We start from the raw sequence: 13,357 nt of genomic DNA on the forward strand, positions 1-13,357 counted from the left end.
CTCCCGCGCCACCCGCGGCGGAAGAGAATTCCCCACCGTCGACACCGCACTCGTCAACGACGTCGACAACTCACGGAGGTCATCAGCCAGATCCTCATAAGGATACCGGCTCGCATAACCCAGGTCCTCATTGCCGGTCGCAACATTCGCACCGACCCAGACCTCAATAAACCCCCGGAGCTCGGGCGAGAAATCAATCACCGTATATTACCGCTTCGCGTCGTCTTCACTAGCCGTGCCTTGCGTGACAATGTCATCCAGCGCATCCACCTGCGGCTTCTGCACATGCTCGGCCTGCGCCGCTACAACCCCGATCAGAGCCGTAAGCCCCTCCGTGATCGACCGCAACGTCGTCAAGACCCTCTCCTGCTCCTCCACACACTGCTGCCCCACCACGTTGGCGAACTGGTCATCCCCGCCTTCCTGTCCCCACCACCCGTAGTACCGCTCAAGCGAGTCCTCGAACTGGACGGGAAGTCTCTTGCAGGACCTCACGGCGTCGGCGATGTGCCTGGACCCGGCGAAAACCTTTTCCATGTCAGCGGAATACTCAGCCATGGCGGGTGCTCCCTTCTTCTTCCTCGTCGTCGATCTCGTCACGCAGCCGGCTCATGGGCGACGGTGTCCGCTCACCGGCGGCCACGTCCTTCCGAAGCGGACCGAAGAGCTTCTCCCAGTCGACTCCGAGTCGTTCCTTCGCCGAACCCCCGGTGAGCTTCCTGGTGAGAGGTTCCAGCATGTCGATGACCTGGCGGGCCATGTCGGCGCGCGCATCGGCAGAGGCCTGGAGCACCGCGTCAGCCAGCTGTGAGGCGGCCATCTGCCTGTACTTGCCGTCCAGGAAGTCGATGCTCTCCAGTTCGCCCTTCGAGCCGACGGTCACCTGCACCGACCTGTCGGCCGACGTTCCCGTCCACGAGGTCTTCCGGAACACCGCCTCAGCCTTGGCGACGGCCTTCTCCGTGGCCTTGAGGTCGGCCATCGCCTTGGCGACGCGGTCTTCCATCGACTCACTCACAACATGTCCTTTCGCGCTTGCTCCGAGGTTTCATCGGCCCAGAGCCTGCGGCAGGCCGCCTTCGTCCGTACCCCAGACGTCTTCGTCCTCCGCGAGCCACGAAGTCCGTTCTCGGTCCCCGCTGCTTTCGGTCTGCTGTCCCCCTCCGGGCGCTCCCCCACCCATCGGAGGCATGAAGGGAGTGGCGTTGCTGCTGGTCTGCGTTCCACGCGGGGCCACCCGGTGCTCCTCGTCTTCCGTCGTCGGAGCCGGGGACTGCCGTGTGGGGCGGCCGTTGCGATCGACGACGGTGCGCGTCCGCTCCCCGGAGCCTCCGTCGGCACCGCCACCGCCCATGCCGTGCATCATGGGCGGCATCATCCCGGGCGAACCGCCACCGCCGGCGGCGCCGTTCGCCCCCACGAGCGCGGGATCGCCGCCTCCACGGCCGAGTGCGCCCGCCAGGTCGCCCTGGTTGAAGAGGTTGTCGCTGAACTGGCCGGAGAAGGGGCTGCCCGCACCGCCGCGGGGCAGATCGGGCTGAGGCAGGTCGGCGATGCGCTGACGGATCAGATCTTCCATGTTCTTGTCGCCGGCCGCCACACGATCCTGGTCCGCCTGGATGTCGCCCATGCGTTGGTCGAAAGCCGCCCTGGCATCCCGGCGCGCCTGCTCGGCGTCCTTGCGGGCGTCCTCCCGGTCCTGCTGGGCCTCGGCGCGCTGCTCTTCGAACTTCCCCTTGGCATCGGCCTCGCGCCGGTCGGCGTCCTCGAGAGCGGCCCGCTCGGTGGCGTCGATCTCGGCGTTCCGCTCGTCGAACTCCCGCCGCGCGTCTTCCGCGCTGGTTCGACCGTCCGCGAGATCCCGGTCCAGCTGCTGTTGCGACTCGGCACGAGCCGCATCCGCCTCTTGTCGGGCCTGTTCCCGCTGGTCCTCGGCTTCCGCCTTCTCCCGCTCGAACTCCTGCTTCGCCGCGGCTTCCTGCTGCTCGGCCTGCTGCTCGGCGGCGTTGCGTTCGGTGAGGGCCTCGGCGTTGGCGCGGTCCAATTCGGCCCGGGCGGACTCCTGAGCCTGCTGGGCCTCGAACCGGGCCTCAGTACGCTCGCGTGCCGCCTCCTGCCGGGACTGCTCCTGCTGCTGCCGGACCTCTTCCCGGTCCTTCTGCGCCTGCTCCTTGGCGGCCTGCTGCTCCCGCTCGGCCCCGGCACGCTCCTGCTGCTGCTGTGTCCGAACCTCGTCGCGATCCTTCTGCGCCTGCTCCTTGGCGGCCTGCTGCTCCTGCTTGGCCTGCTCCCGCTCCTGCTCCTGCTGCTGCCGGACCTCCTCGCGATCCTTCTGAGCCTGCTCCTTGGCGGCCTCCTGCTCCCGCTCGGCCCCGGCACGCTCCTGCTGCTGCTGCGTCCGAACCTCTTCCCGCTCCTTGTCGGCCTCCTCCTTGGCAGCCTCCTGCTCCTGCTTGGCCTGCTCCCGATCCTGCTCCTGCTGTTGCCGGACCTCTTCGCGGTCCTTCTGCGCCTGCTCCTTGGCAGCCTCCTGCTCCCGCTCGGCCTCGGCACGCTCCTGCTCCTGCTCCGCCCGTGCCCGCTCGCGCTCCTTCTTTTCCTCCTCCCGCTGCTGCTGCGCCTGTCCGAGAGCTACCGCCTGGGCACCCGAAGCGGCGGACGTCGCCTCTTCGCGGTCCTTCTGCGCCTGCTCCTTGGCGGCCTCCTGCTCCCGCTTGGCCTCCTCGCGGTCCTGCTCGTTCTGGGCCCGGACCTCTTCCCGCTCCTTGTCGGCCTCCTCCTTGGCAGCCTCCTGCTCCCGCTCGGCCTCAGCACGCTCCTGCTCCTGCTGCGCCCGAACCTCCTCGCGGTCCTTCTGCGCCTCCTCCTTGGCAGCCTCCTGCTCCCGCTCGGCCTCAGCACGCTCCTGCTCCTGCTGCGCCCGAACCTCCTCGCGGTCCTTCTGCGCCTCCTCCTTGGCAGCCTCCTGCTCCTGCTTGGCCTCCTCGCGGTCCTGCTCGTTCTGGGCCCGGACCTCTTCCCGCTCCTTGTCGGCCTCTTCCTTGGCGGCCTCCTGCTCCTTCTTGGCCTCCTCGCGGTCCTGCTCGTTCTGCGCCCGGACCTCTTCCCGCTCCTTCCTGGCCTCTTCCTTGGCGGCCTCCTGCTCCTTCTTGGCCTCCTTGCGGTCCTGCTCGTTCTGCGTCCGGACCTCTTCCCGCTCCTTCTTCGCGTCCTCCTTCTCCTTCTTCGCGTCCTCCTTCTCCTTCTTGGCTTCCGCCTCGTCCGCGAGAGCGGTGAGGGAACCCTTGGAGACGTCGGTCACCTTCTGCCCGAACGGATCGTCGGCCGCTCGCAGCGCTGAGTCGATGGCGACGATCACGTCCGCGGCCGCCGCACTCAACCAGCCCTGTACCGAGTTCTCCCAGCGACGGACGGCCTCGTCACCGATCGCCTTCCACGTCGCCAACTCGTTCGGCGGACCGTAGTCCTGGCCCTCGATGGTGATGGTGTTGCGGAAGCCTGCCCCCGCAACGATGCTGATGTCGCCCCGGGCACCGGAGCGAAAATCGACCTGGGTGTACTGGTTGTCGAACATGCTGAGCTGAGCGTCCATCAACATGTCGTAGAGCCAGCGGTGCGGCGAGCTCTCCGGCCTCCACGCTTCCCAGGCATTGATCAAGTTTACGGCTTCTCGTTGGATGATGAACTGTGCGTTCATCAGCGCGCGGCCGGGGGCGGACCCGATCACCTCGCCCTCGATCGAAACGGTCGGGACGAATCCCTCGCCCTTTCCCACCTGTTCGGCGTAGCCCTCGTAGTTCTTGGCGAGCTTCTCCACGAGTTCCTTGAAGAGCTCCGCCCCCGTGCCGGCCCAGGCCTTGCTGCCTTCGCCGATGTCCTCGGATCTCCAGCGCTCGATCTCTTTGGCGCTGTCCTGGAAGAACTGCACCACCCGGTCGAACGACTTGGCCACTTCGGTGAAGGTCAGCAGGTCCACGAAGGCGTCATCGCCGACTGAGATGCCGCTGTCTTCGAAGCCCTGCGTGGTGTGCGGGTACAGCGCGAGCTTGTCCAGGGCTGCCCGGGAACCACGCACGTACTGCATCAAAGGCAAGGCATCCCAGGTGAGCGCCCCGCCCTCCTTGTTCCACATGCCCTTGTCCTTGAGCGCGCCGCTCGTCCTCTTCCCCCCGGCGACGACGTCGTCACCACTGGGCGGAGCCGAACCTGCCTTGCGCCCGATGAGTGTGATGAAGGCCTTGTAGTGCGAGAGGTATTCGTTTCCGGGCGCGGGATCTTCCGCGCCCCCGTCCTGGTCTCGGTAGTAGGGCAGGACGAAGTCCGAGTTGCTCCGGCCCCACCCGCCTGAACTCACCCATCCTGGAAGGTACTTCGAGCCACCGACCTTGTGCAGCCGGACGTGCATCAGGGGAATGCCGTCATTGCCCTTGAGGGTGTCGAACAACGTGGAACGTTCCGGCAGGATGTATCCGGTGAGCAGTTCGACCGCTCTCTTCCAGTTGTCATCGTTGTTCGTGACGGCAGGCACGTCGGCCATGGCGGGGCTCCAGCCTCTCCTCAGGCGTCCTTGGCGGGCATGTCAGAACTCACAGCGGTGTCCACATCCTCGAAGAGATCGAGGAAGGTCTCGGTCGAGATCTTTTGAAGGCTCTTCCCCTGCCTCTCCCGCATCCTCTGGATGGTCTCCCGAAGAGCGTCTTCCACTTCTTCCCACAGCAGATTTTGGTCGGTGAGTATTTTTACGATGCTCGCCGCCGTCTCCTGTATCGCTTTGTTGAGATCCCCTCCACCGACCCCTTTCTCGCCGGCCATGAGCCCCAATGCAAGCGGCTTGGTGGCGACGAGGGTGGTGCTGGTGAGCATGGCATCGGCGATGAAACTGATGGCGCGCCCATTAGGGTCGTCCTTGAGAATCTTCTGCAAAGTGGCACGAAATTCATCGATGTTCTCGTGAATGAATCGCTTCAACCACTCGCTGTCGAGAACCGTCGGCGTTCGGCCTTTGTCGGCCACCGGACCTCCCTTCTCATGTGACGAGGTGTGTCAGCGCCGTCGATCTCGCCCGGCACGGCGTAGAACGACGGCGCATGGCTGTATATCGATCAGCGGCCTCCGATTCGAATGTCCCCCCACTTCTGGGCGAGATTGTTCTCGGTGAAGCGATAGTTCCCTGAGATGTCCGTGAGGAGCGCGGAGTGACTAGCGAGAAGAGCCTTGATGTTTTCGACAGCCTGGTCCCATTTCGCCTGGACCTCACTGTAGACCTCGCGGTCGTCACCTATCCAGGTGTTCCTGAGTTCCGCGAGTTCCATTTCCAGGTTGGCGATGATACTCATGATCGCTTGCGACTGGGAGACCATGTCGTCCGCGGCATTTTCAGCATGGTTGTAGTCGACGTAGATGTAGCCGTCGCTGAAGTCCATAGAAGCCTCGATTCGACTGCGAGGGGTCGGATTCCGAGCCATCACCTGTGGGCGGGGCGTGGTTCGGCAGTGCGGTGTGCGGGCGTGCGGTATTACGGGGCGGCTGCAGCGATCAGGAACTGTGGCCGGCACCCGGATTGAGCGTGTCGAAGACATTCGTCGCCTGCGAGTACGCAGAGTCGATGGACTCGTTCGCGGAACCCTGGGCCAGACCGTGCTCCGTGAGCGTGCTGTTGAGCTCGTCCACCATCCTGTCGAGATTGGTCAGGATCGTATCCACATGCCCGTCCCACTGATCCAGGAGCTTGCCGTACTGGCCGCCGTCGGCCCCTCCATATCCGGACGCGAGGTTTTGCCGCGTCCCCTGGACGTCCTGCTGACACTTCAGGACACCGGAGTAAGCCTGCTCCAGCGCCATGATCCCATTTCGTGTTGCGCCCTCTTCGGACTGCTGCATCGCCACCAGAGATCCCCCTTCGGAAGAATTCAACTCAGCGCCTCCGGGACCTACCACAGGGCGCGACGTGTGACGATCCAAACGATAGACCCGACCAGCCCTGAGGGGCAATATTCCAGCCGTAATTAACTCCCGCCAACCGGCCGAGAGAAATGCTCGATTGAGCAATAACTAAAGGAGATGGCGCTCAATCGAGCGGCAGCCGCGGCGAGATGGGGCGTTCTCGGACATTGCCCCTTGGGGGCATATCCCTGCGTCACGAAAGTTACACTGAGTCACATTGCTGCAGGGTGTGGCATTTTGGTCGCATGCACCGGTCAGCTACAACGCAACGTTACCCTCGCCTCACCGAGTGAAGCGGACTCCGGCGTCAGGTCGGGCCCGGTGGGCAACATCGACAGCAATTGCGCGGGGAGCGTCCTTATCGTCGCGCCCTCCAGGCCCAGCGACTTCAGCGCCTCTTTCGACAGCATCCGGTACTTCACTCCCTCCTCGGTCACGAGGTAGGTCGTGTCCCCGATCGTGCTGCCGCTCGCACCGACCGCCCGGACCAGGGAACCCTTGTCCGGGCGCGCGGTGACGGCGTCGACCGCGACGCATGCCGGCACCGCTTCCGGGCCGGGCGGCTGCACCTGCGGGGGCAGGCTCATGCCAGGAAGGACGGACGTGGCGACCCGTGTGCTGCCGCCCTGAGCGTCCACCTCCGCGCACACGAGGGACCCGCCGGGCACCTCGGCCATCGCTGGAGGTGAGGGGGGCAGCTTCGCCCGGCTGTCGGATGCTCCCGGAGGACTCGGCGCCAGATGGGTGCTCAGCGCCTCGGCACCGACGCTGGCCACGGTCGCCGGGGCCCCTCCGTACGCCTCTTTCCTGGTCAGGGGATCACCCAGCATCAGCGCCGCATCCGTCGCGGTGAGCGGAACCAGACCCTCGGCCTTGAGGAGGTGGAAGCGTGGAGCGGCACCGGGTACTTCTACGCGGAAGATCTGCCCGATCTTCGTCGGCTGTCCCGACAACGCTGGACCGTCCCCGCCTCGGCCCGGTACGGGCATGGGCGCGAGGTCGGGACCCTGGGGAAACGCGTCGATGAACGCGGACGACACGGGACGCGGCGTGACGGACCCGTATCCCAGGGCCTGGACTGCCTCCGAACCTTGATCAAGGCGGAGCCGGCTGCCCTGCCACAGCAGGTGGACAGTGCCGTCGGGCCCACGGACCAGCAGGCCTTGCGTTCCGTCGAATGGCCGCCTGCCGGGAATGTCCGCGGTCTTCAGGCCCGTCGCGAGAGCTGTCGTCGCCGAGGCGGTGCCGTTCGGCTTGAGCACCGTTGCCGAGCACACGAACCAAGGTGACGTGGCATCAAGGTCACCTTGGGACGGCAGAGCCTCGGGCGCGCCGGGGATGCCGATGGGTGTTCCTCGCGGTGTACCGGCGAGGGAGGACGTGCGCACGGTCGTGGCCGTGAGTCCGCCACCGGCGATCAGCCGGGCGGAGGCATAGTTGCGGACGGGGCGCAAGCGGCCTTCGAGGAACAAGTAGCGGGCGCCCGTCTCCTTGTCGACGATCAAGCCTTCCGCAGTCTTCCAGGAGTCGTCCCCACCCGGCTTGATCAGGCCGAACACGAAAGCGCCGGCGCAGACGAGAAGGGCGATGAGCACACCGATCGCCGCTCCGCGGTTGGTCCTGCCTGACGGGCTCTCGGGTGCGTCGGGCTCGGACCGCAGAAGGGCGGATGCCAATCTGCCCATGACGAACAAATGGGCTTGGACCTGATCGCGTTTGGTCTGCATCTCGATGTCCTTCCGACGGCTTCTGGGATTCAGCTGGCGAGTGCGCGGAGCATGCCGTAGACGCCGACGCACCAGAGCATGAGCGGAACGAGGGCCACTGCTGCCGTGGTGTGTAGCAGTTCGGCGGCCCGCCCCCAGTAAGGCACCAGCCTGCGCCCGGGCACCGTCCACGAGGCGATGGCGAGGGCTGCCGTCAGCCCGACCAGGCCCGCCACCATGGTCAGCCGGTCCAACGGGGCGAGGGAATGCGCGGAGACCAGGAGCAGGAGTGCGACTCCCCACGCCCCGGCGGTGGTGAGCGCGAGCCGCTGCCAGACGTTGCCCAGTCCCCGGCTGTGCAGGAGAAGCAGGAGGGAGAGGGCGGCGATCGTGAAGATCTCGGCGAGTTCGGGATCCGCCGCCAGTACGGCCACACACGGAAGGCAGATCAAGCTGATGGCACCGTAGAAGGCCGTCATCCATCCATCGGCCAGAACCGAGCGCTCCGCCACGACACCGGTGGGGTACGGGTCAATGCCCTCCTGGAGCTGCTGCACGTTGGTGGGGAGCGGCGGCATCCGCATCCCGGACAGACGGAAGGAGAAGGAGGGTACGAAGCCTCCGAAGAGCACCATCACCACCACGATCACGCTGGCAGCTTCCTCGGAGGTGAGGCCGCAGAGGATCAGCACCGCCCCGACGGCGCCGGCCACTCCGATGGTGGCCGCGCCGAGGAAGAGGGCGGGGAAGGTCCCGACCGCGGCCAGCGAGAGGACCGCACCGCCGGTCGCTCCGGCAGCGGCGGCCAGCAAGCGGGCGCCCAGCGCGCCATCGCCCCCGGCGCCGCCGAGCTCACCCCCGGGCAACAGCCAGCCCGCGAGGGCGAAGTACGGTGCGGCCATCATCCCGAGTACGGCCCCCGCCCCCGTATCGCCGACCGCCCTGCTCGCTGTGCCGGCGCCGGCGACCAGGAGCAGCCCTGCGGCCGCGGCTGCGATCGCCCTGATCCACCCGGCCGCGCCGGGCAGGGCGAGCGCGACGAGCCCGAGCATCATGGTGGCGGCGGCAAGACCGTGCAGAAGGCGCCTGCTGGCATCGGCGTTCCAGCCGTGCGACTGGTCCTGCATCGTCGTGGAGATGCCGTCGACCAGGTCGTCGAGGTGTACCTCCGGCAGCGCCTCGTCCCGGGCTCTGAGATAGAGGGCTTCGCCCTCGCGCAACGCGAGGGAGTCCAAGGTACTCTCAGGATCGAGCGGTGCGCCGCCCAAGCGCTGGAGGATCCAACCTCCGTGGTCCAGGCCGGACTCCTCCAGGGCCTCTCCTCCGTAGCTGATCACTGTGGGCAACAGGTCGGCTATGGGGACATCGGCGGGAACGGCCAGGTCAATGTCCCTGGCGGGGGCATGTACGGTGATGCGGCACAAGCTGGCCGCCTGTGATTCGGTCATGGCTTCGTCTCCGCGCTTCCTGGCAGGCCGCTTCAGCGGTGGCGGGAAATTTTCAACTTCGGCAGAACTGCTGACATCAATTCAAGTCAGCGGTATGACTGTGTGATCAGAGTTTGACGGGCCCACCGGCTTCTTCGCAACGCCTGTTGAACGACCGATCGGCAGGATTCTTCCCTCCAAACCCGGGAACCCCACCGGGAGATTTCCCCATTCCTCTCACAGTCGGGGTTCTCAACCCGGGCCGCCCTCAGAAGGAGGACATTCGTTGAGCGTCATCCTGTTCCGCAGACCGGCACGCCGCCACGGTCCGGAAATGCCGTCAGGAGAACTGAGCCTCCAGGAACCCCCGACGCTTCCCGAGGTCGTACCCGACAGCTCGGCGATTTGGACCTATCTGCCCATGGCGCTGATGTCGGTGTCCATGATGATGATGTTCATGCGGCCCGGAATGCGCGGTGCCAGTGGTGGGTTCATGTACCTGGCGCTGGGACTGATGCTGGTCGCGTCCGCCGCCATGATGGTGGGTCAGGTGATGCGCCGCAACAGTGAGCGAAAGCAGCGGCTGAAGGGTGAGCGCCGGGACTACCTGCGCTACCTTGCCCAGACGAGGCGCAAGGTACGTGCGTCCATCCGTGACCAGCAGCGCGCCCTGGCATGGCGGCATCCCCACCCCGAGGCGCTCTCGTCCTTCGTCCGAAGCAGCCGCCTGTGGGAACGCAGGGTATCCGACGTCGACTTCTGCGAGGTCCGCCTCGGCATCGGGGACCAGCGCATCGCCATGAAACTGACGCCGTTGTCGACCAAACCGGTGGAGGACCTCGAGCCTCTGTCGGCTCATGCCCTGCGCAGTTTCACCCGTGCCTACTCCACCGTCCCCGACCAGCCGGTCGCCATCTACCTCCGTGCCTGGTCGAAGGTGCTGTTCCGTGGGGACGAGGAACGCATTCGGGGTGCCGCACGAGCGCTGCTGGCCCAACTGGCCGTTTTCCACGCACCCGACGACGTGTGGATCGCCCTGTGTGTCTCCGACGCCGCCCGGCCTCAGTGGGAGTGGGCCAAGTGGCTGCCGCACAGTCTCCACCGTCACGAGCAGGACGGGGCCGGGCCGGCTCGCATGGTGACCTCCGACTTCGCGGACCTGGAGAATCTGCTCGGCGCCGAGTTCCAGGAGCGCCCGGCTGCCGACCCCGATGCGGTTCCCGGCCGGGAGGAGCCCTTCACCGTCATCGTGCTCGACGGCTGCACCGTGCCCGGCGGCCACCGGTTCGACGGCTTGGGTTTTCGCAACAGCGTCGTACTGGACCTTTCCGGCGCCCTTACCTGGAAGCCGGGAAAGACCACGCTCAGGCTCGAAGCGGACGGCAACCTCATGTCGCTCGTCCGCACCGACAAGGACCGCAAGGAACAGACGACCCCACTCGGCCGTCCTGACCAGCTGGGTCCGGCCGGGGCTCTGGCAGTCGCCCGGCTCATGGCCCCGTACCGGATGGGTATGGGCGGAGACCTCACCGAGCCCTTCTCCGGCGATGTGGAACTGACCTCGCTGCTGAACATCCCGGACCTCTACCGTCACGATCCGAAGACCCTTTGGGAGCGTTCCACCGGAAGCAGCCGGCTGCGCGTCCCCATCGCCGTGGGCGGCGACGGCATCCCGGTCGAGCTGGACATCAAGGAGTCCGCCCAAGGGGGCACCGGCCCCCACGGCATGCTCATCGGCGCCACCGGCTCCGGCAAGAGCGAGCTGCTGCGGACCCTCGTGCTCGCCCTGGCCCTGACGAACTCCTCCGAGACCCTCAACTTCATCCTCGTCGATTTCAAGGGCGGCGCCACCTTCCTGGGACTGGATGAACTCCCTCACACATCAGCAGTGATCACCAACCTCGCCGACGAGGTGGCACTGGTCTCCCGCATGCAGGACGCCCTGCACGGCGAACTGATCCGGCGGCAGGAACTGCTGCGCGCCGCCGGGAACTACACCTCCGCGCTGGAATACGAGAAGGCGCGCCAGTCGGGGACCCCTCTGACGCCCCTGCCCAGTCTCTTCGTAGTGGTGGACGAATTCAGCGAACTGCTTTCTGCCCACCGGGACTTCATGGAGCTGTTCGTCATGATCGGCAGGCTGGGGCGCAGTCTCGGCGTCCACCTGCTGCTCGCCTCGCAGCGGCTCGACGAAGGCCGGATGCACCAGCTGGAAAGCCACCTTTCGTACCGCATCGGCCTGCGCACCTTCTCCGCGATGGAGAGCCGGGGCGTACTGGGCGTGTCCGACGCCTACGAGCTGCCCGCGCAGCCCGGCAGCGGTTTCCTCAAGAGCGGCATCGACGCGCTCACCCGCTTTCGCGCGGCCTACATCTCCGGCCCCTACAAGCGGCGCCGCAGTGCGGTTGTGCAGGCACAGGTGGCTCGCCAGGTCGTGCCCTGGACCTCGGCCTGGGTGGTACCGCGCACTCCGGCGGACCCGGATGCCCTGGGCGAAGGCACGCAGGCGGAGCCGGAGGCCGAAGAGGAAGAGTCCGGCGACACCCTGATGTCCGTGGCTCTGGACCGGCTGCGCGACTCGGGGCCCCCCGCGCACGAAGTGTGGCTTCCGCCGCTGGACCTGCCGTCCACGCTGGACCAGATCCTGCCGCCGCTCAGTCCTGACCCGGAGCACGGGCTCACGACCGTCGGCTCCCCGCTCCGCGGCCGTCTGACCGTACCCGTGGGCATCGTCGACCGGCCCTTCGACCAGCTGCGCGAGCTGCTGACGATCGACCTGTCGGCAGCGGGCGGGCACATGGCCATCGCCGGCGGTCCGCAGAGCGGAAAGAGCACCCTCCTGCGGACCGTGATCACAACACTCGCCCTTACCCACACCCCTCGTGAGGTCCAGTTCTTCTGCCTGGACTTCGGCGGCGGCACGCTGGCCGGGCTGTCCGGGCTGCCGCACATGAGCGGCGTTGCCGCGCGGGTCGACACCGAACGCGTCGGCCGCACGATAGCGGAGGTCAGCACACTCCTCAGTGCCCGCGAACGCTTCTTCCTGGAGCACGGCATCGACTCGATGCCGACCTATCGCAGGCGGCGGGCGGCGGGCGAGTTCCCGGACGAGCCCCACGGGGACATCTTCCTCGTCATCGACGGCTGGGCCACCGTGCGTCAGGATTTCGACAGCCACATCCCGACCTTCAATGCGCTGGCCGGCCGTGGCCTCAACTACGGCGTGCACCTCGTCGTCACCACAGCCCGCTGGGTGGAACTGTCGGCTTCCATCCGCGATCAGGCGGGAACCCGGCTGGAGTTGCGGATGGGAGACCCGATGGACTCCCAGATCGACTCGCGCAAGGCGGCCTCGATCCCGCGCAGCCCGGGCCGCGGACTGACCGCCGAGAAGCTGCACTACCTCGCGGCCCTCCCCCGGATCGACGGGGTCGAGGACGCGGACGATCTCGCCGACGGAATCGCCGGTCTCGTCTCCGCGATCAGCGAGAGCTGGGCCGGGCCGCCCGCCCCGCCCGTACGCATGCTGCCCACGCGGCTCGCCGCGAGGGACCTGCCCGCCGTCGTCCGGCAGGGCAACCTGAGGATCCCGATCGGCGTGGAGGAGAACGAACTCTCCCCGGTCTGGCACGATTTCGCGGAGAACCCGCACCTGATCGTCGTGGGAGACAGCGAGTGCGGAAAGACCAACCTGCTGCGCGTCATCGTCAAGGGGATCACCGACCGCTACTCCCCCGACGAGGCCCGCATCATGACCGTGGACTACCGAAGGAACCTGATCTCAGCGGTCCCCGAGGCGTATCAGCTCGGACACGCAGTCTCGATGGACGTGCTCAAGGAGCTGGTGGAAGGCGCCACGCAGGCTGTCAGGCGCCGGGTTCCCGGGCCTGACATCGCCCCGGCCCGAATGCCCCTGTGCGACTGGTGGGAGGGTCCGAGGCTCTTCGTCGTGGTCGACGACTACGACATGGTGAGCAGCGGTCCGATGGCGCAACCGTTCCTGCCGCTACTGGACCATCTGCCCCTCGGGCACGAGATCGGGCTGCACATCGTCGTCGCCCGCTCCTCGGCCGGAGCCGGACGAGGGCTCAACGAATCGCTCATGCGCAGGCTGCAGGAGGTGAACACTCCGGCCCTGCTGATGTCCTGCCCGCCCAGCGAGGGGTACCTCTTCGGCAACGTCAAGGGGCGTGATCTCATCCCGGGCCGGGCCGTACGCATCGCTCGGCGCAAGACGACTCAGGTGCAGACCCCTCTCCTAGAGGAAGCCACACCGTGAGG

At 66.8% G+C, this 13,357-nt stretch carries 9 protein-coding genes; 1 reads left to right on the plus strand and 8 read right to left on the minus strand.

Going from position 1 to position 13,357, the window contains the following annotated elements; translation table 11 throughout:
- Positions 1–207: 207 nt before the first annotated feature.
- The 8 genes from OG332_RS07315 to eccD form a co-directional block, all read right to left on the minus strand.
- Positions 208–558 (minus strand): hypothetical protein, encoded by a 351-nt coding sequence (locus OG332_RS07315; protein ID WP_327412678.1) that lies wholly within the window; start codon positions 556–558, stop codon positions 208–210.
- Entirely contained in the window at positions 551–1,018 is a 468-nt protein-coding gene (locus tag OG332_RS07320; RefSeq protein ID WP_327412679.1) for a YbaB/EbfC family nucleoid-associated protein, read from the minus strand. The genes OG332_RS07315 and OG332_RS07320 overlap by 8 nt, the downstream gene beginning before the upstream one ends.
- Positions 1,019–1,048: 30 nt before the next feature.
- Positions 1,049–4,537, minus strand: a complete 3,489-nt coding sequence (locus tag OG332_RS07325; protein WP_327412680.1) for an AAWKG family protein — start codon at positions 4,535–4,537, stop codon at positions 1,049–1,051.
- 20 nt (positions 4,538–4,557) lie between these two features.
- Positions 4,558–5,013, minus strand: coding sequence for a type VII secretion system-associated protein (locus OG332_RS07330; RefSeq protein ID WP_327412681.1), 456 nt, complete (start codon positions 5,011–5,013; stop codon positions 4,558–4,560).
- Between the two features lie 89 nt (positions 5,014–5,102).
- Positions 5,103–5,423: a WXG100 family type VII secretion target gene (locus OG332_RS07335; protein ID WP_327412682.1), complete on the minus strand. Its 321-nt coding sequence runs from the start codon at positions 5,421–5,423 to the stop codon at positions 5,103–5,105.
- Between the two features lie 112 nt (positions 5,424–5,535).
- Positions 5,536–5,880, minus strand: coding sequence for a hypothetical protein (locus tag OG332_RS07340; RefSeq protein ID WP_327419134.1), 345 nt, complete (start codon positions 5,878–5,880; stop codon positions 5,536–5,538).
- A 317-nt stretch (positions 5,881–6,197) separates the two neighbouring features.
- Positions 6,198–7,670 (minus strand): type VII secretion protein EccB, encoded by a 1,473-nt coding sequence (eccB, locus tag OG332_RS07345; protein ID WP_327412683.1) that lies wholly within the window; start codon positions 7,668–7,670, stop codon positions 6,198–6,200.
- A gap of 29 nt (positions 7,671–7,699) precedes the next feature.
- Positions 7,700–9,097 (minus strand): type VII secretion integral membrane protein EccD, encoded by a 1,398-nt coding sequence (eccD, locus tag OG332_RS07350; RefSeq protein WP_327412684.1) that lies wholly within the window; start codon positions 9,095–9,097, stop codon positions 7,700–7,702.
- A gap of 313 nt (positions 9,098–9,410) precedes the next feature.
- On the opposite strand from eccD, the gene eccCa reads away from it, so the two are divergent.
- Positions 9,411–13,355 carry a type VII secretion protein EccCa gene (eccCa, locus tag OG332_RS07355; RefSeq protein ID WP_327412685.1) on the plus strand — a complete coding sequence of 1,315 codons (3,945 nt, stop codon included), beginning with the start codon at positions 9,411–9,413 and terminating at the stop codon, positions 13,353–13,355.
- Positions 13,356–13,357: the final 2 nt, after the last annotated feature.

Origin of the sequence: Streptomyces sp. NBC_01233 (assembly GCF_035989305.1) — a bacterium.
In the GTDB taxonomy this organism is placed as follows: Bacteria; Actinomycetota; Actinomycetes; order Streptomycetales; family Streptomycetaceae; genus Streptomyces.